This is a genomic window from Pedobacter sp. MC2016-24, assembly GCF_015223055.1.
In the GTDB taxonomy this organism is placed as follows: Bacteria; Bacteroidota; Bacteroidia; order Sphingobacteriales; family Sphingobacteriaceae; genus Pedobacter.
The window spans coordinates 1,258,502-1,284,546 of sequence record NZ_JADFBX010000001.1; the positions used below are offsets into that span (position 1 = coordinate 1,258,502).

Sequence of the window (26,045 nt, forward strand, 5' to 3'; positions counted from 1 at the left end):
ACCTGCATTTAACAATTTTTAACATTCTTTAACGTTTACAACCCACTGTATCCTAATGATTTAATTATTTTTGATTAACCTTAATCAAACCGCTAAATCATGAACAATTACAAACGCATCAATAACCTGGCAGGTTTCACTTTATTTGGTATCGCAACATTGGTTTACTGGCTTACCATGGAACCTACTGCGAGTTTTTGGGACTGTGGGGAGTTTATCTCGGCATCCGATAAGCTACAGGTTGGACATCAACCCGGAGCTCCGCTCTTCCTGATGATTGGTAAAATGTTTTCTTTGCTCGCCATGGGCAATACCGCTAAAATCGCCTATTGGGTCAATTTCAGCTCAGTGTTGGCCAGTGGCGCAACCATTATGTTCTTGTACTGGACCATTACCGCCTTAGCATCCAAGCTGTATCCCCGGGAGAAAAGCATCATCCAGATCATGAGCATCGTAGCCGCCGGCGCAATTGGTGCTTTAGCTTATACCTTCTCTGATACTTTTTGGTTCTCTGCTGTAGAATCTGAGGTTTATGCACTTTCTACCCTATTTACCGCCATCGTGTTCTGGGCCATTTTAAAATGGGAAGAAAACATGGACAACCGCTGGCTGGTACTTATCGCCTTCCTGGTCGGACTCTCCATTGGTGTGCATTTATTGAGTCTGCTCGCCATTCCCGCCGTTGTATTGGTTTATTATTTCAAGAAAACCAGTCGGCCTGATTTTACAGGTACCCTAAAAGCTTTTGCCATAGGCTGCCTGTTGGTTGGCATCGTTCAGTTTGGCCTGGTACAATACCTGGTACTTTTTGCAGCAAAATCCGACTTGTTCTTTGTCAATACCCTGGGTTTTGGTTTTGGATCAGGAGCTATGGCATTTATCATTGCTCTCGCAATTGGCCTATCGGCAGCAATATATTATTCCGTAAAGCATCAAAAACATAGGCTCAACCTGGGCTTATTGTGCCTCACATTTCTACTTTTTGGCTTTAGCTCCTATTTCATGATTGTCATTCGCGCAAATGCGAAACCGAACATCAACTTATCCAATCCAGACAATCCCTATTCTTTATACGGCTATCTTGGTCGCACCAATTATGGCGATACACCATTGTTATATGGTAAAACATTCGATGCGCAGCAAACAGAAATTACAGAAACCGGCACAGATTACAGAAAGGGTAAGGAACGCTATGAAGTATCCGGTAAGGACTATAAGGTAGCGTACGACAAAAATCTATTTTTCCCCCGCACCTATAGCAATAAACCCAATCACCCTGAGTTTTACAAAAGCTGGATGGGCCTGGCAGAAAACGAAACACCAGGATTCCTGCAAACCCTGAGCTTTTTCAGTTCCTACCAGGTGGGCTTTATGTATTGGCGCTATTTCATGTGGAATTTCTCCGGCAGGCAATCCGACATTCAAGGCCAGGGCAATTTAACCCAGGGCAACTGGATTACGGGGGTCAAACCTTTAGACGCCATAAGGCTGGGCAATCAATCTAAACTACCGCCATCTATAAGCGCCAATGAAGGTCATAATGCATTTTATGGCTTGCCTTTATTACTTGGTGTAGCCGGACTCATCTTTTTATATCGGAAAAACAAACAAGTCACCTTAGTTATTGCCACCCTCTTTTTCTTTACCGGTTTAGCTATTATCCTCTATTTAAACCAGGATCCTTTGCAGGTCCGAGAAAGGGACTACGCGTATGTAGGCTCTTTTTATGCATTCGCCATCTTTATCGGCTTTGGCATGCTGGCGGTCAAAGACCTGTTATCGCGCTATGCGTCTGCCAGGTTAAGCCTGATTGCGGCTTCCTTGATTTGCCTGCTGACTGTTCCCGTACTTATGGGTAGCCAGGGCTGGGACGATCACAACCGATCGGATAAATATACCGCGCTGGATTGGGCCAGCAATTACCTCAATTCCTGTGCGCCCAATGCCATCCTGTTTACCAATGCAGATAACGATACCTATCCGCTCTGGTATGCACAGGAAGTAGAAGGGATCCGGACAGACGTACGGGTTGTTTCCCTCCAGTTTTTAGGCGATGGCGATTACATCAACCAAATGAAGAAACAGGCAAACCTATCGGCTCCCCTTCCCATTTCAATGACCCCAGATAAATATCAAAAAGGCGTCAGGGATTACCTGCCTTATATTGACTACGGCTTTAAAGACAGTGTAGAATTGAAAGATTTACTGAGTGTACTGACATCTGACAATAAAGAAGACCGGGTGGAAATGCAGGGCGGCTCATTTGAGAACTTTTTGCCGACAAAGAACTTCAAACTCAGCATCGATGCGGATCAATTGGTAAAGACACATACCATTGACGCGAAAGATCAGGATAAAGTTGTACCACAAATGGAGTGGAATTTCAATAAAAATTTTGCCAGCAAATCTGACCTGGCACTATTTGACATCCTGGTGAACAACAAATGGGAAAGGCCAATCTATTTTGGTTCATCCTTATCCGAAGACACCTACATTGGCCTAAGTAAATATTTGTACCTGGAAGGTTACGCCTACCGTTTGCTGCCGTTTAAAAAAGCAGAAAACGACAAACGCGACAAATCACAGGTAACCAATTCTGAGGTGATGTATAGCAATACCTTACACAAATTGAATTTTAAGGGTTTCAACAAAGCCAAATACCTGGATCCGGAAAGCAGGAGAATTGCCCAGGACACCTGGACTTTCCAAAATACACTTGCCAGTAACCTGATTCAGGAAGGTAAAACGGAAAAAGCCGCTCAAATCATGACCAAAGCAGTGAAAGAGCTGCCAATGAAACTATATACCATACAGGATACGTTAAACAGGTTAGAAACCATTCAAAACTTATACAGTTTAAATGACACCAATCAGGCCAATTTATTGGCTAAAAACACGGTTTCTTTCCTTGATCAGGAACTGAATTACATCGCCACTTTACCGCAACATCAGCAGCGTGCGGCATTGCACGAAATACAGGTTGGCATGTATGTACTCAACGGCTTAAATGAACTGACGGCAAAAGGCGGGAACCTAAAACTAAATGAAGAAATTAAACAGAAATACAAACAACTGGAGAATACTTTTGTCGGTTCGCTTGGATAATTTGCAGGAATTGGCAATAAACAAAAAACGAGGCCTCAAAGACCTCGTTTTTTTATGTGTTATCTATTTGGCTGAGGTGTAGTCCTCAAATAAGGCTTAATCACTTTATGCCCTTTCGGAAACTTTGCCGGAATATCTTCAGTTTTAATGCTGTTTGCTACCACAACATCTTGTCCATCTTCCCAATCTGCAGGAGTAGCTACACTGTAATTCGCTGTCAGTTGCAAAGAATCAATCACACGCAATACTTCATTGAAGTTACGACCTGTTGACGCCGGGTAAGTCAGCATTAACTTTACTTTTTTATCCGGCGAAATGATAAACAAAGAACGAACAGTTAAAGTCTCTGATGCATTTGGATGAATCATATCATACAAATCAGCAATTTTCTTATCCTCATCTGCAATGATCGGGAACTCTACATTTGTATTTTGTGTTTCATTAATGTCTTTGATCCAGCCTTTGTGAGACTCTGCAGAATCTACACTTAAAGCCAATACTTTTACATTTCTTTTTTCAAATTCACCTTTTAAAGCTGCAGTCCGTCCCAATTCAGTGGTACAAACTGGTGTATAATCTGCCGGATGTGAGAACAATACACCCCAGCTATCTCCTAAGAATTCATAAAAGTCGATCTCACCAATGGATGTGTCTGCCTTAAAGTTGGGCGCTACGTCCCCTATTCTTAAACTCATAATGATATATTTTTGATTATTAATGTCTAATACAAACCTAATTAATAAAGTCTACAATTTAAGTATACTATCTAAAATAATTCTCCTTGTTTTGTCATATCCCCGCTACTGCCCAGAAACTTAATTTCTGGTACATGGCTACCCAAATGCGTATTAAACTGCTGTATGGTGTAATTGGCGAGTATTGGTGTATCCTTTTCATCATGCTGATGCAAAAAGAAATAGACTTTTTCCAGGCCCTTATCCAACCAGCTTTTGATGCGTTTCACCCAATCGTCTATCCTTGCAAAATCAGATTCCTGAAATTCCTGTCCATTCCCTACAAAACGAATAAATATTTCCGGTATGGTCAGTTCCATGTGTACGCAATCTCTTCGTCCGCTGGCATCGGTAATTACTGCACCTTTTTTATACTTAGCCAGCATTTCGAATAATGCTGTGCGGGTAGCCTGATCCGAAAACCAGCTTTCATGCCTCAATTCTACAAAAACGGACAAATCAACCGGAAGATTGGCGATATAGTCCCGAAGCACTTCGAAGTTATTCGGACTAAAATTATCTCCCAGTTGCAGGAAACAAGGGCCTAAGTATTTTCCAAATTCAGTAATGCTGCTTAAGTACAAATCGGTTGGTACCTCCGCTTCTTTCAACCGCTTGATGTGGCTAATGGTTCTGGAAAACTTGGGACAAAACAAAAAGTCGTGTTTTGTATTTTCTTCTGTTTTAATCCGCCATTTCCGAATCAGGTCCGGTTTTGGAATGCTATAAAAAACCGCATTCAGTTCAATAGAATTGAAATGCTTGACATATTCATCTAAAAAATCCGCTTCCTTTGTTTTCGGGGGATAAATCATATTTAGCCACTCTTTACGCCCCCATTTGGCACAGCCAACATAAAAATCAGGAGATGGTACTGGTTTACCCGACTGTAAAGTCGTTAAGGTTTGTTTGCCATCTGGCGGCAAGGTAAAATCTACCTGATTAACTGCTGAAGCTGCTACTTTTCCAAAATCCATATCAATTGCTATAAAACATAAAACCCCGAAACTTAGTGAAAGTTTAAATTCATTTTAAATCGTTTTCTCGTTATTTCTCGAATCAAAAATATCCTTAAAACACATTTAAAGGCGGTTTAAATTATTCATAAATTAATAAATATTTTTTTTATCCCTTTTTTATCCCTTTTTTATTCCTTTTTTATCCCTTTTCTATATTCAGTTTCAGATTTTCTAAAATCCTAAGTTACTATAATAATATTCTAATCGAAGACCTACAGTAACTTTACCTCTTTGATATTTTAGAGATGGGATAAGTTCTTTTCAATGGATGTAACGTCACATCTTTGCTCATCACAATTCCAAAGTAAACAAATTTCATTTTCAAATTTACAGCAGGTAAATTATGAGCAGTGAGGAATTCAGATATTGGTTTTTCAATACCTTTAATTAGATTGTTACAGTAGTTTGGAAAACTTGCCATAATGAATTTCCTATGATATTCTTCTTTAACTATGCTCAGATTAAATGTAAGCTCATCCAAATTCTATTCAACAAATCTATTAGGATAATTTAAACCTGACATTAGACGTGGATTGTTAGTCACCCACTTATTTAAAGCTTCAACCAAAGCTACATCAAATTTAAACTCCTGCATTTCCATAGCAACAAAATTACTAATATTTTTAGCATAAACATACTGTTAAAAATTTGTTAGAAATTACAGTTGATGTTCAAGTTTGCATATTTTTGATAGTATGAAAAATTACACACTCCTATTGCTCTTGATTATATGCTCGTTTGGATGCACTGAAAAGCGTAGTAAAAAATTATTGACTTTGGATTCTCTAAAAAAGAACTATGCGGGTAAGCCTATTAATATAACTCTAACTAACAATCCATCAAGTACGGCTCCAATAACCAACCAATATGCTTACACTGATAAGATTAAAAGTGATTTGGCCTTTAAATTGGAAAGCTGGTATAAATACAAAGTAGCTGATGAAGAAGGTTATGGTTTTATTGCGACAACAGACAAGCCACAGCCAGATGATAATGAAATGGTTTTAATTGAAATAATAAATGGTGAAGGAAAGCGTGGTTTTGTTCATTATTCTTTAATAAAAGAATTTAAAGATGTCTCTTTCTACAAATAAGCTGATGTGACACAAAAATACATTTGACTAATCATCTTTAGTCTTTTGATACAGCCTTCTTTGCCAATGAACTAAAAATACTATTCAATATCTCCTTTGCTTTGGTGGCTATCTGAACACCAGTTAACGCTTCGATATTTATGATAATACCTGAAACTAGAGCAATAATTGGTATACCTGCAAGCAAGCGGAATGCCGTAAAGGTCTCTTGCAAGTAGGCCACTTGGAAATAATGAATGGTTAATATGTATATAAAAAATAGGGTAATATCCTGCATAAGTTTCATTAGAAACGATTTAACGTTAATCTTCTCTTTGTTTCTAATCTTTATCCACAGGGTCGTAATTGCATCTACAACGATAAGGAATAATAGCAAAAATGCAACCCCAGATGCTGGCTCAAAGAAAACGATGAACAACATAACGATCTTTATAACCCATAATTTGAGGCTAAATAAATGTTCTATTATATTCATTACGCTGTAGTATATAATTTAAATTCCCTTTTACGCCTATCTAATAAAATAGGTTTACCACCTGCATTGCGCCAAATCAGTAACCACTTTTCAATCTCTGTTAATACCGCTTTAGCATTGATTTTCTTAACCAATGTAGAGCCAACAAACGCAGTGCATCCGATATTGAAGCTTAATGATACTAACGCATTAAACTGATTTTGAGTCAGAACCACCTTAATAGAATTATTTACAGCCTCTTCATAAATTTTTATAATTTCCTTAAAAATCAGATCACATTCAACTTCTGTGATCTTATCCCCTATTTTGACTTTATTTCCCGTTCCAGGGTAATATGTAAACCCAACTCCAATAGTTGGGATACCAATTTGATCTTTATAGGCTTTTAATAAAACGCCTTCCTCTTGATAAATAAAATCTTTACCGTCCTTATTAATATTCAATGTATTAAGTTAACCTTGTGCCCCTAGAAGGCCTACCACCACCATCTTGCCCAGTACCTGCAAGAACATTACTACGGGTGGTGTAATCCCCATCTTTGTAATTAACAAAGCGAGTATATTTGTCTGATGATACATCATCATCATTTAATAATTCAAAAAATTCAACCTGATGCAAATCAGCTTTAAGATCAGATGAAACCTTATATGGCATATACCAGCCATTAAGCGTCTCAATTTCGTATACTTTGCCAAAATCAAATTCGCCATAAATTGAACCTGAGAATTGCCTATACGGTGTTCTGTATTGGTTTAGTATGGATTGAACAGCAATTTGAAATAATGCCTTAGATTCTGATTTACCATCCCTGTACCAATCTTGGGTGTAAGTACGTCCAGTTGACGTATTAATCAAAATTTGATTTGACAGGCCATTGTTGGCAAACTCACCCAACTGTGGCTTAAAATCATCATAAGTCTCTCTCACGTTTTTATTAGACACTATAGAATAGTTATCACCCGTTGATCTAGCAGCATCACCAGCTTTAATGGTAGGCGTGAACTCACGAATAAGACATTCAACATCACCATAATTCGCACTTGTATACGAAGGCATAAAACCAAAATCCAAGGTTGTCGTACCTGCGGGAATTGGAACATTTAAAGTTGTCACAAACCAAGCACCTTCCGCTGATGTCTGTCTATCACCACCCAATGCATCAATTTTGCACGTTGTAGTTGTAGTTTTAAACCAAGGTTGGTATTTCAACTCTGAATTTTCGGTATAACCGCTACAGGTCAAATAATATGTAGTAGATGGAGTTGTGGCCTTAACCATTAATCTCACATTACCTCTACTGGCCAATTTGATACTCAAACTATCGTTTCCAGTTGCTGTTAAAGAACCTTGGAATGATGTTCTTGCAGGCATTAGCATATTAGTACTGTAGCTGATTTGATTGTCCGCTGCTTTTGTTATAATCTGCAACCCAGATCCATCTCGACCAAAGTCTCTTTTGGCTATAGCCAATGTTCCTATCTTATTCCAAGAAAATGGAATGCTGGTATTATCATCCCAAAAACGGAATAAATTATTTACGACTACATTTGAAGGATCAACAGAATCACTGTCCAATGTTACTTTGTTAAATGCACTTACATAAGTGCTATTGTGATCATTATTAATAAACCTTAGCGCACCATTATGGGTGATTGAGCTACGTATATTTTCAGATGAAACTACGTTTGAAACCTCCTGAGCATCATTAAAATTGATGTTATAAGTTCTTCTTGTTAGTGTTTCAGACAACTTATAATTAACCCGCTCAACGTAGTATTTACCCGCTTTGTAAAAAATATAGCACTGAAATAGTTGCAAAATAGTTTTTAAAACCTCATCGCATTTCTTAGCATTTAATTGATCCTTTAGAAAAATAAATGGGTTAACTGTTAACTGATTAAAGGTCTCATTAGAGACTGTATTACGATCGATTCTAGCTTCAAAAAGATTATTTGATGTAACTAGCTTAGTACCGTTCTTTAGTTGCCCTAAGCAGTTTAAAATGGCTTCAGCGAAGGTCATATTAGACAGGAATACTGTTCCGTTATCCTTTGCAAAATCCATTAATTTCAAATCCCCTAACCCATCTGTAGCCCTTAATGAAACCTGATATGGTGCTGATTGAAATGGCTCACTGTAGTTGTCCTGAATAACATAACCTTGCCAGTGCAATGAACCATTCACCCAAACCTGAATCATAAATTCATTTTTATCTGCGGTCATTATCTCCGTAAATTGGCCATCATACTCACTAAAGAAGTTAAGAATACATTCAGAACCCCTGATTACTTCAAATTTGCTTTCACTACCTGATGTATAATTGATCTGAACAGGGTTCCCCCCCATCCTTAACTTATATTCAGCACTATTATAATCCTTTTGCAGGATGTAAACCTTGTATTCTAATCCTTTAACGCTACTGAATGTACATTTATATTTAATTCCGTATGCCATTAGATTGTTTTGTATTGTCTTTTATTGTAATTATTTAGGACACCAACAAGGGTATCACCTTGTACACGAAATGTCACCTCACCAGACATTCCACCCATATCACCTAGCATCCCTTTTAGATTGTTTAAAGGGGTTACAACCTCAGGGTTTCCTCTGCCTGCACTTGGATACTCTCCAAAAACAGCATTTGTAGGACTCGATACGATACCACCTTTAGCAAATGCTTTTCTACCTGAATCATCTCCACCACCAGTGGCTTTTGAAATATTTGATTTTACCATCGCACCCAAAGCAACCAATGCCACACCCGCAGCTATTGCCGTAAATGGATTTTTAAAGGCTGCTTTAATACCTAGCATTGCTATACCAGTTGAGATTGCGATCTTTCCAATCTGCTGTGCCATATCAGCCAGTATTCCAATCAACCCCTTTACTACACCACCCATAGTCATTGTACCAGCTGCCATCTGACCAACCATATCAGCAAAACCAGTAGCCATTGAGCTAACACCAGAATTTAATGAATCGGTAATCCCCAAATTCATCTCATCCATTAACTGCAACACTTTGATTTTTTGGTCTGATATAGTTTTCACGGCATCGCCTACTCTTGTGGTAGCATCAAATTTTGCTTCTGGTAGTTTAGCTTTGGGATCGGTGACTGTTGGTGCTTTACTACTAGTAGGCGTTAATTGTACATTCTTAGTTTGAAGAGCCTGTAATTTTTTGATTGCTTCCGATGCTGGATCAATACCATTTTTAATCAGGTTGTTGATTGCCTGTTGGTACTCATCAATTTTTTTCTTTGATTTTTCGGAAAATGAAGAATCAAACAATGAATCAATCTGTTTTAAACCAATTTCTAAATCCTTGTATACCTGAGCAATATTGTCTTTGTTCTTATCGTCAGCTTTCGCTGTAGTTTTAGTTTGTTTTTTCGTTGGTGAATCATCAACACCTAACAGTTCTTTTTTGAAATCTTTTACAGTCTCAGTTGCCTTTTTAACTGGAATTTGAATAGCATTAAACATATTAGCTATCTTGGCATTCGTAGCATCAACACCTGAGGCTAAACCATCCGCACCGATCATTTTAAAGAATGCAGCCAGTAAGTTACCTGCCTGTAAGACTGAACCTTTGATTACACCCACAATACCATTCCAAAGTGCTATGGTTACGGTTTTAACACCATCCCAAACACCGCTCCAATCACCTTTAATAATTGATGAGAAGATTTTAACATAACCAGAAATTACACCTAATACGGTTGAAATAATGCCTTTAATAACATCAAATGCAGCGGAAACAGTACCGATAACATTTGATCCAATAGCTTTCCAAACAGTAATTAATGAAGTTTTAATAGTGTTAAAAATAGATTTAAGTGAATCCCATAAGTCAGATGCATATTTTACTACTGCATTCCAGAATTGACTTCCTTCACCTTTGGTAAAGTATGCCACAACAAGATCCCAATTATCTATTATTGCATAAACCGCTACACCGATTGCAACGACTATTAACCCAACTGGTGAGACTAATGCAGCAAAACCAGCGATTAAAGCAGGTATTACTGTACTCATTAATACACCTAAACCAACAAGTAATGGTGGAATTACTATCGCTAAACCTGCGAAAACTAATGTTGCTTTTTGAACTTCTGGACTTAAATCCTTAAACCATTGAGTAATGGCCGATATACCATCAACTATTTTATCAGATAGAGCAGCTATATCTAGGTTTTTATTGATGATTTCTCCTATTTGTGCCAAATTGGTGAATACACCATCTGAAAGATTTTCAAATGCAGCGTTTATACCACCCGTAACTGGTGGCAACTTAGATAAGCCATCAATTATGGTATCAACCACCTGTGCAGATGTGATACCTAATTTTTTCAAATCATCAGATCTGGCAGTACCAAAAGCTTCGTTTAAAAGTGGTACAACCTGCGGAATTGCGTCTTTGATGATATTTAAATCCTCCCCTAAAGGAAAATCTGTGTTTGCTAATTGGGCTAATCCATAGGTTGCCCTTTGAAATTCATCCCGTCCAGCACCTACTGACGCAACAGCATTTCCGAATGATTTAATTGCCTTTTCAGCTTTTTCCGCAGTGAAACCAATTACTTGTAGTGAAATTGAACCTTTGGCTACTTCTGGTAATCCAAGCCCTGGGAGCTTAGCCAAGTCAACAAGTCTACCAAATTGCTTTTCAGTTTCTTTCGCTGATCCTGTGATTGTGGTTAAACCCGCTTTAAGCGATTGAATATCACCAAAGGCTTTGATAGCTGCACCACCAAGTGCTGCCAATGGCAATGATACATAAGTTGATAAATCACCACCTATGTCTTTTAGCTTTTGTCCAGTGCTTTTTAAGCCTGCCTCAACTGCTTTAATTGCATTTTGAAATCCTGAGATATCAGCACCAAAGACAAAATTCAAATTTTCGTTAGCCAATTTAATTGTATTAAAAAACCCCTTAAACTCACATTAAGGTTGTTTAAGGGGCTTGCATAAGGGTTTAAACCCTAGTTATTCCTTTCGGTATTTTGCCACCGCACGTTCAAATTCTTCACGTGTTGGAGTGGGCTTTTTAGTTTTTATCAGGCTATCACTAGGTAATGCAAACAGTTGCTCAGGTGTGATGTGTTTGTCTTTTGGCATTTGAACATTGATTAAGAGTGATGCAAGCATCCTTGTTCTCAACCATTCACGTTCATCTTTCAGCATATATGCCTTTGCGATGTAGTGATATTCATTATAGGTTAGTGCGTAAAAATCTTTGAGACTCAAACCAACCTCACCTACTGCCATACCTTGCAGCTCATCAAACGTTAGGCTTTTTTTTTGTCTGTTGGTTCCTTGTCCATCTCATCATTAGATTGAGATACAGCCTGACCACTGATCTGAGTTTCCAAAAATGCTTTAAAGATTTTCTCGTATTCTGATTTATCAACTGAACCAAAATCATTGTACAATTTGAAGTAATTAACCTGCTCATTGTTGCCATTGATTAAGTTGTAATTGCTGATACCTGCGTATAATAGATCAACCATTAAATCAAATGATTTCACTGGATCTGTATCCACGCCTGTAAATAATTCACTCAAATCATTAAGGGTAATACCTCTTTTTTCAGTCAATAATTTTATTGCATACATTCCGAATTGTGCATTCGTTTTTTTACCTGCTAAATCTATTGTTAATAATCCTTTCATCTCTCTATTTGATTATTATACAGCTTCAGTAAAATCCAGCTTACCGCTACCTTTAAGGCTTATTTTGAATGTTACACCGTCTTCCATTGGCGCTTCAATATCTAAAGATTCAATATATGCAGTACCTGAATATACTAGGTCACCAGTCGCTACAGCCCTTGGTTTAAATGATACTTGAATAGGTGATCTGTCATCGTAGATCTGCATAAATTCTTTTATATTTCCGTTCCAAACACCCAAGCCATCTGTATCAATGCTCCAAGACTTAGTTGTTGGGATTATCTCGGTAAAACCATCATTACTTTTAGTAGTGGCATCAGCCATATTGGTTGACATTGAGATAGAGCAATTGCGGGAGAATGCTACTGGTGTTGCTGTTGATCCTGTGCCAATGTATATTAATAGATCAGAGCCATTTGTAAAGTTGTTAGCCATTTATTTTTTTATATTTTTTCTGTTTTCAGGCTCTTGAATACAAGAGCATTTACAGATAAATAGCTGGCTAACGGGGATTTGACAGAATAGAAAACTTAATATGTTTAGGCTTTCTAAATGGCCACAATCACGTTACTACACACTAAGTAGTTATAAACCTTGTTTGGTAACAATGTCAATGTGGCACCATCCAATGCATCAACCCCGTGGATATATTTTTGACTGAATAATGTGGTGTTGGTAGTGGTATAACAGGTTGAGATTTTCATTTCCCTACCATCATAATTTTGACCTAGTGGCCAAGTGATTTGGCAGTTGTCCGCTGCAATAATTACATAGTTGTCCGCTGTAATGGTATAATCTTCATTATTGGATAATAATTTATAATTACTGTTTTTCGCACCAATATGGCTGAATCTAAATAGGTTCGTGATACCATTCACACTTAAATCACCAGTAAAAGAACTGCGTTTCCTTCCCAACTGGGTATAACCAAGTGATTGATTATCAAAATCTCCAATTGAAATACCTGCACCCATAGTGGTAGGATAAGTAGAAGAATCTTCAGTTACTAATTTATCATCGATTGTGATCATCGGAACTGTTGACCCAGATGTATAGAATTTGATATTGTTATCAGATAAAATTTCAACCCTTTGTCCTGTCTCTGCGGTTTTTATACTGCTTGAAATAATACCTAATGACTTAATATAATCAGCATTCACAATACCTGCTTTGATATAGTTAACATCTAATAATGACGTTTTTATCACACCACCTTGGACAACCGTAGAACCCAATTTCGAGACTTCTACAACATCCTCATAAGCCAAGCCTTTAAGATTTCCAATTAGTGCATTATGTAGATTTTGAGCAGCGATACCATAGGCTGCTGCTGCATTCGCTTTATTTGTAGCATCATCTTTTGCAGCTTGCAAATTATTCTGTGCCTGTGTTATCCTTGCTTGTTCTTCTTGGGTTATTTTACCGTCACTATATGCTGCTGCTGTCGTTTCTGCTAAAATTCTTTCTGCATCGGTATAGGTCTTTGCTGATGCAACAGCTGCTGCTTTAGCTATATCAACTTTTGTTTGAGCATCATCCTTTGCAGCCTGTAAGGTCGCAGTGTTGGCAACATTGATTTGCGTAGTGGTGTTGGCAATGATTTCATTTGCTTTATCCACTATAGATTGATCTACATAATCAACTAATTCACCTTTTAATTCTAATGCTTTTTGATCAGCATAAGCCTTAGCAGTATTCAATTTAGCTTGTGCATCGGCTATTGCACGTGCTTCTTCATCAGAGACAATACCATCTGCATAACTTTTAATAATTACTTCTGATAGCTCACTTTGGGCTAAAGTATATGCTTTGGCAGCGTCTAATGAAACTTGTACAGCGTCTATTCGTTTTTGTTCTTCAATGGTTATCTTACCATCTGCATAGGCAGCTGCTATAGTTTTATAAATTAGATCCTGTGCATCGCTGTACGCTTTGGCTGCTGCTAAATTATTTTGAGCATTCCCAATTAAAGTAGCCTCAATATCATCAATAATACCGTCTGCATACGCTGCTGCATTAGTTTCAGCTAGAATTCTTTGTGCGTCTGCATATATTGCTGCTGCATTCTGAGCATCTGTTTTAGCTTTATTTATTAAATCATAATAGTCTTCTGGTGCAGGCACAAAGTCTGTTGCCTTATTACCTAGCACAACCATTATATTCTTTAATTCAATACCATTAGATTCATTGGTTGCATCCCAATTCATTGGGAATAGATATGGAAACGTTGGATATTTACTTAAATCAAAAAGATTTAAGTTCAAAACACTCAAAAACTGGCCAATCCTTGCATATAATATAGGTAGATCCCCACTTTTTATTACACAACTGAACCGTCTCCAATTTGCAGGCACATCGAATTCTGCCCCATCTTTACCATCGAACTCCAAATACAACTTTGATGTCCCATCAATAGATCTGGCATAGAAAGATATAGCAAGTTCAGAATTAGTTGGGTAATTACCATTCTGCAACACCTGATTTTCAATATGGTAAACCAAAACATTCTTATCACCTTTCAGATGAAAATTCCTAGAACCAATCTTTATATTGTCGACAGATGCTTTGGTAATGGCCTTTTCTAATGATAATTTCTGGTCATAATAAGCCCTAAAAATATTCCTCAACTCAAACCCATCTAGGTTTTCAGTGGTTAACATTGACACCAGTAATGGTTCAACAAATACACCTAATTGAATAAATGACACATCATAGTTTAATGTGGACACATCATATTGAATAGCTTGCTGCACTAGCTTAGGATATTCATCCTGAATAATTTGCAATTCCTTCAAGACATTGACCTTTTCATTGGGTGTAAGCTTACTATCATTGCTGATATTGGATAGCAATGCTAAAGCATTATCGGCAGCAACCTGCGTTTCAGCTATTTTAACATCAGTTTGACCTTTTGTATAATAACCTGACAGATCGACAATGGGTATAGGAGCTTGAAATGAGGTTGAATAGACATTACCATCATTAAATTTTACCTTTAATGTGGTTGTAATACCTGTAGTAGTGAATCCTATTTCTTTAACAACCTTATTATGGGCTTCTTTCCAATCATAGATATTCTGATTAGATATATTGAAAGCAGGTGATCCACGAAATACAGGATCTGTTTCAGTTTTGATGTATCCAGATTGAACTGGTGTACCCTCATCAGTAAATGAAAGGTTACCAACGCCCTTTAAACTACCTGAATAGCTTGAAACCTCACCATCATTTGCAGTTTGATCTATACCTTCAATGTAAACTTCTCCAAAAAAGGCGTGTGTAAAATCATCCTGAACAACCCCTAATCGTATAAAGAATGGTTCATTGGTTTTGTACTTTTCAATGAAATAATTGGTATTAAAACCATCACCATAGCTTACTAAGCCCTCAAATTCAATACTCCAATCCTTTAAACCAACCATCAATTCTGTCCAAGAATCGCTATCCTTGGTCGTTACATTTGTAAGGTTTTGATTGATTTTGATAGCACAATTCTTTGAATAGGCTACTGGTTCGTTATCAATATTGTATAGCAGGAATTCACTCCCTGACAGGATATTTCTCTGCATACATTACATCTGTTGGATATTGTTATTGAAGGTGATCAGCTTACGGATCACATAACCACCATTACTTTCTGATTCAAAATACCTGGTACTTTCTAATTTGGATGTATAAATGTTCCAATCTTCATCACTATAAAAATTCTCTTTTGTAAGAATCCTTTGAAAAATCAGGTTAGAAATATCATCAGCCAACTTTTTACCCCCACCCGATTTGAATCTTGTTATAATATCAATAACAATGCTTGCTTTAAATGCGTATCCAGTAGTATTAAGAATGGGGGTTAAAGTGGTGTTGGAGAGAACAACATATGGAGCTACCGCATCATCTGGCACTGTATCGTATACAGGTATAGTTCTACCTGAAATAACCGATAATTGATTAGAAAGCTTATCAAAATAAGCCTTACGGTAAATATTAGAAGGGTCTAAAGCAAATTCATTCATTACCCATAAATAGGCTGGTGAAGGCTTTATAACCGATTCAGTAACTTAATGTTATTGAGTTTGAACTAGTTTCAGAACAACCTTTAACACCTCAACTTCTGGACATTCACGTCTTTGATTAAAACTAACTTGGAAATCAATTTCATAATCTGAATTTATAAAGCGACCACTTTTAAAATTTAAGTTGAATACATAATTCTCTCTAACAAAGTTTAAGAACTCATTTTTAACATCAGATAAGACCTTGTCCAATCCAATATATTCTATTTTGTTTATTTTCATATACTTATAGTACTAAAAAAACAAGAAACATCTTACACCTTAAAGAACTTTTAAACCTTTGTAGTTAAATACTTAGACTATCATTCAATTTTCTTTTCAAATTATCCAATTCGCTGTTGATAGCAGGGTGGAAATAGGGCATAGGTTTGATATTCACCTGTCTTTTATCATCCCCCTTAAATTGCCACGCATAGTCTTCAAATCCTGGTGGTACATCTACATTTGATCCTGTACCATATTCAATATATGGTGCATAATGCATATTAAATCCCACTTCTGCCCCCATCCGATCACCTCTATACAAGATGTAACCAGACTGAGCGATACCACCAGATGAATCTTTGAATGGCGTAGCTGCAAGATTTTCTTTTGCTTTCCTTTCAACGTTTATTGCTGTCTCTGCTATTGCTGTTTTTACTTTATCCTCATTTTGAGTCGTCAATCTGGATAACCTAGCTAAGGATTCATCCAAACCATTAACTCTTACATTAAAATCGTTTCTTGTTCTCATTTAATATAAATAGTCTCCTATTTCATAGATTGCGTAATGACACCACCAGAATCAACCTCCATAACCCAAATGATAGCCACTTACATTGGGGAAATACAGGAAAACCTATCTGCGTTTAAGGATTATGAGGTCGAGACTTATGACCTTGATTGCAATACCCTGCCTTTAACATTAGATGAATTCAATAAAAAATCTGCTTTTATCACTGAAATTGCAACAAATTATACAAAACCCGCTGTTTACTGGTTTGAAATAACATCTGAATCAGATACTAAGGAGATATATGATTTTGTTGCCCAACAAACGAATTCGGATCGTAAATATCCTGCATATAAAAAGACTTTCAATAACGATGAATCAAATATCTTATATGTTGGAAAAGTGAAAAACAACTTAGCAGGAAGAATGAGAATGCACCTCGGCTTTGAAAGAACTGGACAAGGCTTACAAATCTGCCATTGGCCACACAAAACAGGTCTGATTTTAAAGCTCCACGTGATTTACCTACCAGAAAATTTGGAAATGCTTGCGAACGTGTTTGAGCTTAAACTTGCAAGTGCACTGAATCCCATCCTAGGCAAGCATAAATAAAAAAGCTACCCTTTTGAGGTAGCTTTAGGTCTTACATAAAGTAAGGAGTGGGTAAAAATTTGAGCTTTATCAACATCCAGACCGCATTTAAAGCGAATTCCACCAATTGTTTAAAACTTTGTTTTACTAATGTTTTGTTAATCGTACCTTTGATTAACAAAGAGAAAGCAAGTGATCCATCACCCTTTCCATCTTCTGTTGTGAATACTAACTTCATACTTTATTTACAGCAATTTTTTTAAGAGTCGGTATTGCAAGTACTGGCTCTTTTTGCTAAAACAAATATCGACCTTTAAACACTAATAACTGGGGTCGAGTTGTTAACAAGCTGGCGTTTTTATCAACACAAATAGAAGAAATTGACACACAAACTACGCTTAAAAGTTGTTCTTTATTTCTTTTACTAGTGAAGAATTAGTGTTAATAAATTCAAAAAACTGACTTTTATTACTAGATGGTTAGAAAACCACACATAATGATCAGTTACCGTAAAAAAAAATTAAACCCCAGAACACCTTCAACGCCATAAACTTTCTTACATTTGAAATGAGAGCATTAATTTGGAACCCTGAAAGGGGATTCATACCCTGTACCCTGAGAAAGTACAGGGTTTTTATTTAATATATAGTCACCATTGGATAATAAACAGTAGAAGGATTGTTACTATCATATTTTTGTACCATAGCATTAATATTTAATGCTAATGCGCTCTCAAAAGTATAATTATACAATGTGCTCCACGTAAATGTATCTGGTGATGTTTGTAGGGTAAACACACCTTCTGCCGTCCTGTAAATTCCGTAATAGATATTCATTGGCATATTCTGGACAACAACACCATCACTATTAGGCGAAATCTGTATTAATCGATAATCTCCTTGCCAGAAAGAAGCTTGAAAACCAACACCGTGTTTGCCTGAATTGTATTCATCGGACAATAGTATCACCATTTCAAAAGGAACTGTTTTTACTTGTGCCCAAACCCTCCACGCTTTGTTAGCAGGAAGGACATAATTAATTGGATTAGTAGTCTCATCATATATGTTTCCCGTTGTTTTTGCCCAAATTCCGCTGCCTAAAAAGGTTTCACTTAATAAAGAACCTGTGAAATCCAATGGTGTAGTTACACCGACATTAGCAACTGTAAACGCTGTTACATTCCACAAAATCGGGGATGCTGAATTATTAACCTGAGCCTTAACCCTTAGACCAACTGTGTTAACATCATATGCATTATTACCAACCGCAAGAGGCTTTTCGGTACATTGTTGCCAAACTATACCTTCATCTAATGTATACTCATAATCTGAAATATTCCCAAATCCCACTGAATTAGTCCAATTGAACGTATTTGCATCATCATTTACAATAGCATTCGTTGGTGCTAATGGGCTAATGTAATTGATAGTATATGGGGATGTTGAAAACAAAGTAGGTGATGCATTATTGACACCATCCACATACTTTATTCTTACTCCAATTTGTCCAATGGCTTTTTCGATATTCCCAATATTATATGGCTTCTCTCCATTTTCTACTGGCAAATAACTATTTCCCCCATCCAATGTAATTTCATATTGAGAAGGCAATGGGTACCCTGGGGTATTAGTCCAGTTAAATGTATTTAGCTCATCATCAGCAATACCATTGGTAGGTGCCAATGGATTTACCAATACAGCTTTAAAGGGTAAATTACTGTAAAGAGCTTCACTATGCTTATTCATACCAGTAATACTCCTTACTCTCACTGCAACCATTCCTGCAGAGGCATTAATGTTTCCAATAAATTGTGGCTTCTCACTTACACTGATCCAAGTATTTCCCCCATTGATACTATATTCATATAGATCTAATTGATCATAGTTCGGTGTAAAAGTCCAATCAAATGTATCAGCTATGTTATCAACAATACCGTTCGTTGGTGCATCAGGCACAGGTAAAAATGAAGATTGCATAGTTTTCATTATTCCATTCTCAAAATAGATACTATAATTTTCATTAGTTATAGTATCCCTGAGTACCACATAATTGAATATAGTAGTACCCTGATTTGCCCTAATGGGATCTGTACTTGTACCGTTACCAGTGAAATCAATAGGACTAAAAACAATAGGGTCTCCCTTTGAATTAACAGCTGATTTGATTTGGTTAACCTCATCTGCATTCAATTCGTCACCAGAATTTTTATATGGAAATGATATATTCATATTAAACTTGGTCTTTAGTCAAAATAGTGACAAGTACTTCTTTTTCTTGCAACTGTGTTATTGCAGCATCACTTGCTGAGGTTCTGCGACCTTGGATAGATAACTTTCTACCATCTCCAAACCAGTTAATTGCGGCCAATTCATTTAGCAAAATATCCATTGAAGCAGCATTTAATACAAATCCCCCTAATACAAGCCTATTCATATTATTAGGCCAATTGAACCCACCTGTGTAAGTGCAGTTTTTCCAAGTACCACCGTTATAATCATTAAAAAACGCCTCTAAACCAATATTGGTGTTGGTTGAACGTGGAAGGTTGGATAGATTAGTTAATGTTAAAAGTGGAGACATCACCCGCACAAAAACAAGTGGCGTAGAAGCATTTTTAAAAATTGAAAAATCCCCCGATAAATTGCTATTGTTAATCTCCAAATGAGCTAAACTTACTGGCAATTTCGAAATTGGGTTAGCCGTTTTAAACGTACTTGAAACCACAAATTTCTTCAAATTTGGAAAATTATCGTTGGTAACTAAGTCAGTTATTGCGGTAGCATTACCGATTGCTAAATGTTCAAGGCGTGAATTTTTGAACTGATTAAGATTTAAAAGTTTACTTCCATTATAGCTAAACGTGTTTATTTTAGTAAAAAAAGCACTTAAATCTGTCGTGATGTTAGGTGCATTATCCCCGTAATTATCAAATCCAAAAAGACTACCACCATTATTCATATTCAAAAAAGATGCATCAATACCCCAATACTTGATAAATTCAGTATTTCCAACTGTAAGGGTTGAAATCCCTAAGACTTTAATCCTGAAATATTGTGATGTATCCTGGACTGTAATGTCTATGCTAATATTTGTACCAGCTGCAACCCACTCACCCGCTACTTGCTTTTCGAAAATCGAAGCACCACCTGTTAAATTAAGCGTAATTGTACCTGTGCGTTCCATAGGAAGATTTACTTTTAATCTCCCTGATGTATTAGAATTCATCTGTTCTAGTGTGAATTTAACTTCATTCATTCTTAGCAACCCTGTTGTATCGGTTACTGCTGACCTATATTTTGTAATTAATGTTGGCATATATTATTATTGATTTATTTAATTTTATTTTATCCTGCGTATGCGAAATAGGTATTCATATACACAATTCTCTTTCTGTACCAGGCAATCATTTGCATAGGTGAACCATAGAATCCAACGGTATTACCATATACATCAGGCCATTTGTCGAATTCTTTCTTGTAGGCTGCATAAGGTATCATTTTGCTTCTCTTTGCAATCATATCTTCAACTGCCTTTGTTGTAATTATATTTTTTGTCATCAACTCAGCATATCTTGCGTTAATTTCTAATTGAAAAGCGTTCCTAAATTTTACCCAAAATTGGTTACTGTTAATATGATTGTCAGCATCTTGGATCGGGCTCCCCGATCCAGAATAAGCACCAAAAGTATTGTCCATATCATACGGATGAAACCACCAAGTAAGGTTGTCCATCGTTCCCAGAATAAAATTCCTACCCCTTCCATCCCAATTATCAACAATTTGCATATGGATGAAATAATCTATAGTCCTATTGATGTTAAGGTATGAAGGTGCTTCTGTCTTCCAAGTTGTACCACCATCTGTATTAATCCACGCAAATAATCGATTAATTGAAGTCACACATTCTGCGGGTGGGTCAGTGGTGGTATATTTCGGATTCCTTATTTCCCAGTCTGGTAATCCAGTAAAGGTTGTAGGCCACGCATCAGGGTTATACATTCCACAATCCAATAAAATATGCTTCTTATTAGAAGAGGTCATATTATAGTTATCCCTGTGTTTTTTCAGGTTGAAATTGTGCAAACCTATATATGCACCATCCATATACAATTCGACATAAAAACCATCAATACATCCCTTTGCACCAGTAAAAAACCTTTGATTCAGTGTCGAATTAGTTTTACTAAATGGTACTTCCCACATATTTCTGCTGCCAAATGGCCTTGTGTTAATTATGCTCTCATAAATATTTGATGACAGTAAATTTCTAATGTGGGTACTATCTGAATAATCAGCCTTTAATTGAAATGAATCTAGTGCAGGCCAATCACCAAAGGTCATTTTACAAGATGAACCATCTTCATTGAACATATCCATCGTAAAATTTTTCTTTGGAAGTGTTGCAGTAAACTGCCCCTGATATGTGATATCTGCTTGTTTTGTGAAACTGTTACCATCAAAATCATTATAGGTGATACCTACTCTTGAAGGTACAGTAGCACTCATTGCATAGTACTCAGGCACATTGGTAAATTCCAATCTTGCAATTTGCCTTGGCAATGGTACAGTGATACTTGTCCCAATGTTAAGGATACCACCAGAAGAACTATTAGTTTTAATGTATTCTTTGACCTCGGACGGTATTCCCTTTGGTTGATAAAACGAACCATCTGTACGTATACCAAAAAGAATGTAGCCATTGGCATCTAAAGTTACTGTTTCAAATAAATAATCATCTGATTCTGAAAGATCAAGGCTTGAAAACACCTTTGATAAAACCTGTGTTTTTACCTCTTCAGGTAAACCTTTTGGTTGGTATACACTTCCATCTTCCCGTATTCCCCACAGAACAATGCCATTTTCATCAACCTTCATTTCTCTGAAGTTGTAATCAGCTTCAAACAACTCAACATCAGAGAAAACTAATGCACTAGCATCGTCATTACCCAATAGGATTGAGTTAGCTTTGATATAATTCGGTGCATCTTCTAAATCTGTGAAGCTACTAGCACCGCCTGATCCACCACCTTCACCAGCTGTCAGTAAGATATAGGTAACACCCCATTTCTTTCCAGACCAGACCAACTTAGCATTAGTTACTTTTCTATTTCCAACAGTAGCAGGTACAACTAAACCCGTAGCTGAAAAGTTGATATATGTACCTGCTGTTGCATCATAATACTGACCAGTTTTCGGACTAGAAACAGGAATTGTTGCAGGTACAGCAACACCTAAGTTTTCACCTAGTATCGTTCTGCTTAAATCTGCAGATAACGTTGATTGACGCTGTGTAGCCAGTGTTTCGTTGGCAACAAATCTTGCCACTGTATCATCAGCATTTGTATTGACAACAGTTTTGATCTCATTTACGTTACTTGCGGTAACCTGATGACCAGATTGTTTGTCGTTAAATAATATTTTTGCCATTTATCTAAGTGTAAAGGGTAGTGTATAGGGTAATGCATTATTGCTATCTTCTGGTGAATATGACGTTTGCCAGTAGGTTAACTCATCATCAATGTAATAGGTAAGAATTGTAGCTGTATGAGCTTCAGGATTAAGTAAAACGTCTCCAATATTACCCTCTGCCAAGGTGATCTGGTGACCTCCAATGGAATCCTGTTTTATAATGATTACACCCTCTGTTCCTTCTGTTTTAGATAAAAAAGAGAGGTTTAGATTTTTACTAATAATTACTTTCTTCATATCTTTAATTCTCCTTCTGGAGTAGGTTGAACGTATTCAAAATCCTCAATCTTAACATTTTCAATCAGCTCATACACCAGATCTAAATCAGCCTTACTATTAACAGCTTCTTTGATCATATTGGCATCCTGTGAATTCCATAAATGTTCATAGTAATCTCTTAACTGGATCTTATCTTTATAAGTAACTTGCATTATTAACCGTAATTTTCATATGGGTTTCCATTAATAAAAACCTCTGTATTGTTATCTGATTCTGATGCAATCAGCTTATATTCTTTATTTAATTCGTCCACATTAACTATTGAATGAATAGTCAAATTCTTGCTTTTAAGCTTAATTTGATGAGATTTAAGGATTGAAATATCTAATCTATACCTCAAATAAATCTCATAAAATCCCTCCAGGATTAATTGTCCTTCTTGTAGTGTTTTGCTTTCATCCTTAGTCACTACATATGCGTAATCAGCAAAATCTAACGTGTAGCTACTATATGAGCCACCTTGGCCATTGGAAACCTTATTAACCTTCCAAAACTCAATCAGCTGACTGTATTTTACTGCTGATCTCATTAGAGTATTACAACCTTCCTGTATTGATTCAAGATTGAAATAGTGCCATTAGACAATACCAGACCAGCATTTTTACCATCCAGATAGTTTTCACGATGCATATAATTTGATGCAATATCTTTCAACAAAGCAAGGTCAATTAAGGCGTTTGTTTCATCCGTTATCCTTGCAGCTTGTAGTACCGCAGCATCCAATAATAATTGAATTAAAACGTCCTCAGTGGTATTTGTGGCGTGTATATTTAGGTATTCTTTAACTAATTCCAGTTCCATTTTTCAGTATATAAAAAAAGGTGATGGATATTTCCACCACCTTCATTGAGTATAATAATCAGATCAGTGATTAAGATTTTAATTTTGCTTTAGCTGATACGAAGTCACCAGATACGAATGCACCTTTGTGATATACAGGTAATGCAATTCTTTCTTCGATTCCAACGGTAATTAAACCTTTTTGAACGTTGTCAGCATCCTGTGCGTAGTAGTTTAATGTTACTCCAGCTCTTTCTTTGATCTCAGCACCTAAGCGGAAATCACCCAACAAGAATTTACCTTCAGCAATAGCAGTAGATTCAACCACTGGCACACCAGCAACTGACATATTTCCAGATTGGAATAAGTATCCACCGTTTGCGTCTTTAGTTAATTCTAGTTTAGTCTTGTCTTATGGGTGAACTAAAATTGCTGTTGCAGAATAGTTAGCCAATGCTACCATATTGATACCAGTACGCAATACGTCATATTCGTTTACTGTTGCACCAGTACCTAATGTTACAGTTGAACCTGAAAAAGGCATTGCAGTTGTACCTACACCTTTAATATCTCCTGTTCCAAACAATAATTCTTGATCTTCAACCTCTGCTAATTTGGCAGGAACTCTGTTGGAAATATAGCTTGCCATACCATCAACATCATTCAACATCTCTTTAGAGATTACGATATAAGTTGCAATAGTTTTAACTAAAGCAGTCTCTTGCTTAATTCCAAAGCTAGATTCACCTGCTTTTACACCTTCTGCTTTGATACCTGCATTTTGAGTGTATCCTGATTCTTGTACGAACTTTACAGCATCACTTGAAGTTGAACCAACTGCAAATAATTGTCTTGCATTTACTTTACGGTTAGCGTAACCAGTAATACCTGCTCTGTATTCAGGATTGATATCAGCTTGTGGTTTTAAAGCCGCTTTGATTTCGAATTTGAAACCTTTAGATAATAAATCAGCGTTAGTACTTGATAATTGAGTCTTTAATTCTTCTCCAAATGTTAATCCCTTAGCAGTGATATCAGCATTTTTTGCAGTTAATTGATCAAATTGAGCTTGTACAGCATCTAATTGAGTTTTAACTTCTGATTTTAATTCAGTATTTGACTTTTCTAAGTCGTTTTTGATGGTAGCACCTAAGGCTTCCAATTCATTTTTAATGTTTAATTCCATTTGTGTGTTTAGGAGATTGTTAATTTTTCGTTTTTATATCCTTTAATGAAGGATTGAATTAATTCTAAATCGTTGTTTTTTACCTCAACAACTTCTTCTATTACCATCGGGTTATCTGTGTCCTGACTGTCTTCCAACGGGTCTGAATCCTCAGTAACTGACTTTTCGGTTAAGTGTAGGTGCGTGGTTTTAATTTGATTTAGAAATATGTTAAGTTGATCAATAGTGTCATTGGTGACCTCTGATTTCAACATTTTCATAATTTTATCGCAGTTTTCAACTATTGAATCTGATGTAAACTGGCCTTTGAATCCAGTAAACTGAGCTTGTGAATTTGAACCCCACGTAACCGAGCTAAATTCAAATAATTTCACCTCTGAAATCTCATTGTATGTACCTCTATTGGTACTTTTAACTGTTTGAAAACCGATTGAATGCTCTTTTATCGTGCCGTTACGGTATAACTCTAGTACTTCATCACCTAGTTGGGTATTAGCAATTGTGGTTTCAAAATACAAGCCCTTTTCATCTTCAATAAGCATTGTTGGCCTACCTAACAATTGAACAGGATTGTGTTGATACAGGTGTACTATGCGGGCTTTGTTTTCAGATAGCGTTTTGGAGAATGCACCTTTAGAAATTAAATCACCGTCAGCATCAACTACATTGAAGACACTGGCATAACCTGATATGGTTCTACTTTCTGTATCTACCTGTAAGTTTGAAAATTCAAATGATTTGTGTTGTAACTTTTTTGCCATTTATATCTGTGCGTTTCAGATAAATAGCTGGCTGATGGAGATTTGATGAAATAGAAAACTTAATATTATTAGTTTTATCTTTGATTAAATTAATGTT

At 36.6% G+C, this 26,045-nt stretch carries 24 protein-coding genes and 1 pseudogene; 3 read left to right on the forward strand and 22 right to left on the reverse strand.

Going from position 1 to position 26,045, the window contains the following annotated elements:
• Positions 1-99 precede the first annotated feature (99 nt).
• Positions 100-3,105 (forward strand): DUF2723 domain-containing protein, encoded by a 3,006-nt coding sequence (locus IM797_RS05440; RefSeq protein ID WP_194126062.1) that lies wholly within the window; start codon positions 100-102, stop codon positions 3,103-3,105.
• Between the two features lie 59 nt (positions 3,106-3,164).
• Here IM797_RS05440 and IM797_RS05445 read toward each other — a convergent pair whose 3' ends face one another.
• Together IM797_RS05445 and IM797_RS05450 are read right to left on the reverse strand one after the other, a co-directional pair.
• Positions 3,165-3,800, reverse strand: a complete 636-nt coding sequence (locus tag IM797_RS05445) for a peroxiredoxin (protein WP_194126063.1) — start codon at positions 3,798-3,800, stop codon at positions 3,165-3,167.
• A 71-nt stretch (positions 3,801-3,871) separates the two neighbouring features.
• Positions 3,872-4,816, reverse strand: a complete 945-nt coding sequence (locus IM797_RS05450) for a DUF72 domain-containing protein (RefSeq protein ID WP_194126064.1) — start codon at positions 4,814-4,816, stop codon at positions 3,872-3,874.
• Between the two features lie 737 nt (positions 4,817-5,553).
• Between IM797_RS05450 and IM797_RS05455 the strand changes: the two genes are divergently transcribed.
• Positions 5,554-5,952, forward strand: coding sequence for a hypothetical protein (locus IM797_RS05455; RefSeq protein ID WP_194126065.1), 399 nt, complete (start codon positions 5,554-5,556; stop codon positions 5,950-5,952).
• A 37-nt stretch (positions 5,953-5,989) separates the two neighbouring features.
• Here IM797_RS05455 and IM797_RS05460 read toward each other — a convergent pair whose 3' ends face one another.
• The 10 genes from IM797_RS05460 to IM797_RS05505 all read right to left on the reverse strand — a co-directional run bounded on the left by IM797_RS05460 (position 5,990) and on the right by IM797_RS05505 (position 16,904).
• The gene (locus IM797_RS05460; protein ID WP_194126066.1) at positions 5,990-6,427 is read right to left on the reverse strand and encodes a hypothetical protein; all 438 of its coding nucleotides are present in this window, start codon (positions 6,425-6,427) and stop codon (positions 5,990-5,992) included.
• The gene (locus IM797_RS05465) at positions 6,427-6,870 is read right to left on the reverse strand and encodes a lysozyme (protein WP_194126067.1); all 444 of its coding nucleotides are present in this window, start codon (positions 6,868-6,870) and stop codon (positions 6,427-6,429) included. The genes IM797_RS05460 and IM797_RS05465 overlap by 1 nt, the downstream gene beginning before the upstream one ends.
• A gap of 4 nt (positions 6,871-6,874) precedes the next feature.
• On the reverse strand, positions 6,875-8,881 hold the full coding sequence (locus tag IM797_RS05470; RefSeq protein ID WP_194126068.1) for a hypothetical protein: 2,007 nt from the start codon (positions 8,879-8,881) through the stop codon (positions 6,875-6,877).
• Positions 8,881-11,340: a tape measure protein gene (locus tag IM797_RS05475; protein ID WP_194126069.1), complete on the reverse strand. Its 2,460-nt coding sequence runs from the start codon at positions 11,338-11,340 to the stop codon at positions 8,881-8,883. The genes IM797_RS05470 and IM797_RS05475 overlap by 1 nt, the downstream gene beginning before the upstream one ends.
• A 75-nt stretch (positions 11,341-11,415) precedes the next feature.
• Complete coding sequence (locus tag IM797_RS05480; protein ID WP_194126070.1) at positions 11,416-11,697, reverse strand: hypothetical protein; 282 nt, start codon at positions 11,695-11,697, stop codon at positions 11,416-11,418.
• A 20-nt stretch (positions 11,698-11,717) separates the two neighbouring features.
• Complete coding sequence (locus IM797_RS05485; protein WP_194126071.1) at positions 11,718-12,101, reverse strand: hypothetical protein; 384 nt, start codon at positions 12,099-12,101, stop codon at positions 11,718-11,720.
• A gap of 15 nt (positions 12,102-12,116) precedes the next feature.
• A complete protein-coding gene (locus IM797_RS05490; protein ID WP_194126072.1) occupies positions 12,117-12,536 on the reverse strand; it encodes a phage tail tube protein in 420 nt (139 codons plus the stop codon).
• Positions 12,537-12,649: 113 nt separating this feature from the next.
• Positions 12,650-15,670 (reverse strand): phage tail tube protein, encoded by a 3,021-nt coding sequence (locus tag IM797_RS05495; RefSeq protein ID WP_194126073.1) that lies wholly within the window; start codon positions 15,668-15,670, stop codon positions 12,650-12,652.
• Positions 15,671-15,673: 3 nt separating this feature from the next.
• Positions 15,674-16,111 carry a DUF3168 domain-containing protein gene (locus tag IM797_RS05500; protein WP_194126074.1) on the reverse strand — a complete coding sequence of 146 codons (438 nt, stop codon included), beginning with the start codon at positions 16,109-16,111 and terminating at the stop codon, positions 15,674-15,676.
• Between the two features lie 346 nt (positions 16,112-16,457).
• Positions 16,458-16,904, reverse strand: a complete 447-nt coding sequence (locus IM797_RS05505) for an HK97 gp10 family phage protein (protein ID WP_194126075.1) — start codon at positions 16,902-16,904, stop codon at positions 16,458-16,460.
• 36 nt (positions 16,905-16,940) lie between these two features.
• On the opposite strand from IM797_RS05505, the gene IM797_RS05510 reads away from it, so the two are divergent.
• Positions 16,941-17,495, forward strand: a complete 555-nt coding sequence (locus IM797_RS05510; protein ID WP_194126076.1) for a hypothetical protein — start codon at positions 16,941-16,943, stop codon at positions 17,493-17,495.
• A gap of 31 nt (positions 17,496-17,526) precedes the next feature.
• Here the strand turns inward: IM797_RS05510 and IM797_RS05515 are convergent, their stop codons facing one another.
• The 10 genes and pseudogenes from IM797_RS05515 to IM797_RS05565 form a co-directional block, all read right to left on the reverse strand.
• The gene (locus IM797_RS05515; RefSeq protein ID WP_194126077.1) at positions 17,527-17,712 is read right to left on the reverse strand and encodes a hypothetical protein; all 186 of its coding nucleotides are present in this window, start codon (positions 17,710-17,712) and stop codon (positions 17,527-17,529) included.
• A 400-nt stretch (positions 17,713-18,112) separates the two neighbouring features.
• Complete coding sequence (locus IM797_RS05520; protein ID WP_194126078.1) at positions 18,113-19,702, reverse strand: hypothetical protein; 1,590 nt, start codon at positions 19,700-19,702, stop codon at positions 18,113-18,115.
• Between the two features lies 1 nt (position 19,703).
• On the reverse strand, positions 19,704-20,789 hold the full coding sequence (locus IM797_RS05525; protein WP_194126079.1) for a hypothetical protein: 1,086 nt from the start codon (positions 20,787-20,789) through the stop codon (positions 19,704-19,706).
• A 29-nt stretch (positions 20,790-20,818) separates the two neighbouring features.
• Entirely contained in the window at positions 20,819-22,900 is a 2,082-nt protein-coding gene (locus tag IM797_RS05530) for a CotH kinase family protein (RefSeq protein WP_194126080.1), read from the reverse strand.
• Positions 22,901-23,179: a hypothetical protein gene (locus IM797_RS05535; RefSeq protein ID WP_194126081.1), complete on the reverse strand. Its 279-nt coding sequence runs from the start codon at positions 23,177-23,179 to the stop codon at positions 22,901-22,903.
• A complete protein-coding gene (locus tag IM797_RS05540; RefSeq protein ID WP_194126082.1) occupies positions 23,176-23,373 on the reverse strand; it encodes a hypothetical protein in 198 nt (65 codons plus the stop codon). Before IM797_RS05540 ends, IM797_RS05535 begins: the two co-directional genes overlap by 4 nt.
• A gap of 2 nt (positions 23,374-23,375) precedes the next feature.
• Complete coding sequence (locus IM797_RS05545; protein WP_194126083.1) at positions 23,376-23,750, reverse strand: hypothetical protein; 375 nt, start codon at positions 23,748-23,750, stop codon at positions 23,376-23,378.
• Positions 23,750-24,022 carry a head-tail connector protein gene (locus IM797_RS05550; protein WP_194126084.1) on the reverse strand — a complete coding sequence of 91 codons (273 nt, stop codon included), beginning with the start codon at positions 24,020-24,022 and terminating at the stop codon, positions 23,750-23,752. Before IM797_RS05550 ends, IM797_RS05545 begins: the two co-directional genes overlap by 1 nt.
• A 70-nt stretch (positions 24,023-24,092) precedes the next feature.
• Positions 24,093-25,187: pseudogene (locus IM797_RS05560) on the reverse strand (phage major capsid protein).
• Between the two features lie 8 nt (positions 25,188-25,195).
• Entirely contained in the window at positions 25,196-25,948 is a 753-nt protein-coding gene (locus IM797_RS05565) for an HK97 family phage prohead protease (RefSeq protein WP_194126086.1), read from the reverse strand.
• Positions 25,949-26,045: the final 97 nt, after the last annotated feature.

Coding starts and splice junctions, on each gene's coding strand:
- IM797_RS05440 (WP_194126062.1), top strand. CDS start 100: ATGAACAATTACAAACGCATCAATAACCTGGCAGGTTTCACTTTATTT.
- IM797_RS05445 (WP_194126063.1), bottom strand. CDS start 3,800: ATGAGTTTAAGAATAGGGGACGTAGCGCCCAACTTTAAGGCAGACACA.
- IM797_RS05450 (WP_194126064.1), bottom strand. CDS start 4,816: ATGGATTTTGGAAAAGTAGCAGCTTCAGCAGTTAATCAGGTAGATTTT.
- IM797_RS05455 (WP_194126065.1), top strand. CDS start 5,554: ATGAAAAATTACACACTCCTATTGCTCTTGATTATATGCTCGTTTGGA.
- IM797_RS05460 (WP_194126066.1), bottom strand. CDS start 6,427: ATGAATATAATAGAACATTTATTTAGCCTCAAATTATGGGTTATAAAG.
- IM797_RS05470 (WP_194126068.1), bottom strand. CDS start 8,881: ATGGCATACGGAATTAAATATAAATGTACATTCAGTAGCGTTAAAGGA.
- IM797_RS05480 (WP_194126070.1), bottom strand. CDS start 11,697: ATGGCAGTAGGTGAGGTTGGTTTGAGTCTCAAAGATTTTTACGCACTA.
- IM797_RS05485 (WP_194126071.1), bottom strand. CDS start 12,101: ATGAAAGGATTATTAACAATAGATTTAGCAGGTAAAAAAACGAATGCA.
- IM797_RS05490 (WP_194126072.1), bottom strand. CDS start 12,536: ATGGCTAACAACTTTACAAATGGCTCTGATCTATTAATATACATTGGC.
- IM797_RS05495 (WP_194126073.1), bottom strand. CDS start 15,670: ATGCAGAGAAATATCCTGTCAGGGAGTGAATTCCTGCTATACAATATT.
- IM797_RS05500 (WP_194126074.1), bottom strand. CDS start 16,111: ATGAATGAATTTGCTTTAGACCCTTCTAATATTTACCGTAAGGCTTAT.
- IM797_RS05505 (WP_194126075.1), bottom strand. CDS start 16,904: ATGAGAACAAGAAACGATTTTAATGTAAGAGTTAATGGTTTGGATGAA.
- IM797_RS05510 (WP_194126076.1), top strand. CDS start 16,941: ATGACACCACCAGAATCAACCTCCATAACCCAAATGATAGCCACTTAC.
- IM797_RS05515 (WP_194126077.1), bottom strand. CDS start 17,712: ATGAAGTTAGTATTCACAACAGAAGATGGAAAGGGTGATGGATCACTT.
- IM797_RS05520 (WP_194126078.1), bottom strand. CDS start 19,702: ATGAATATATCATTTCCATATAAAAATTCTGGTGACGAATTGAATGCA.
- IM797_RS05525 (WP_194126079.1), bottom strand. CDS start 20,789: ATGCCAACATTAATTACAAAATATAGGTCAGCAGTAACCGATACAACA.
- IM797_RS05530 (WP_194126080.1), bottom strand. CDS start 22,900: ATGGCAAAAATATTATTTAACGACAAACAATCTGGTCATCAGGTTACC.
- IM797_RS05535 (WP_194126081.1), bottom strand. CDS start 23,179: ATGAAGAAAGTAATTATTAGTAAAAATCTAAACCTCTCTTTTTTATCT.
- IM797_RS05540 (WP_194126082.1), bottom strand. CDS start 23,373: ATGCAAGTTACTTATAAAGATAAGATCCAGTTAAGAGATTACTATGAA.
- IM797_RS05545 (WP_194126083.1), bottom strand. CDS start 23,750: ATGAGATCAGCAGTAAAATACAGTCAGCTGATTGAGTTTTGGAAGGTT.
- IM797_RS05550 (WP_194126084.1), bottom strand. CDS start 24,022: ATGGAACTGGAATTAGTTAAAGAATACCTAAATATACACGCCACAAAT.
- IM797_RS05565 (WP_194126086.1), bottom strand. CDS start 25,948: ATGGCAAAAAAGTTACAACACAAATCATTTGAATTTTCAAACTTACAG.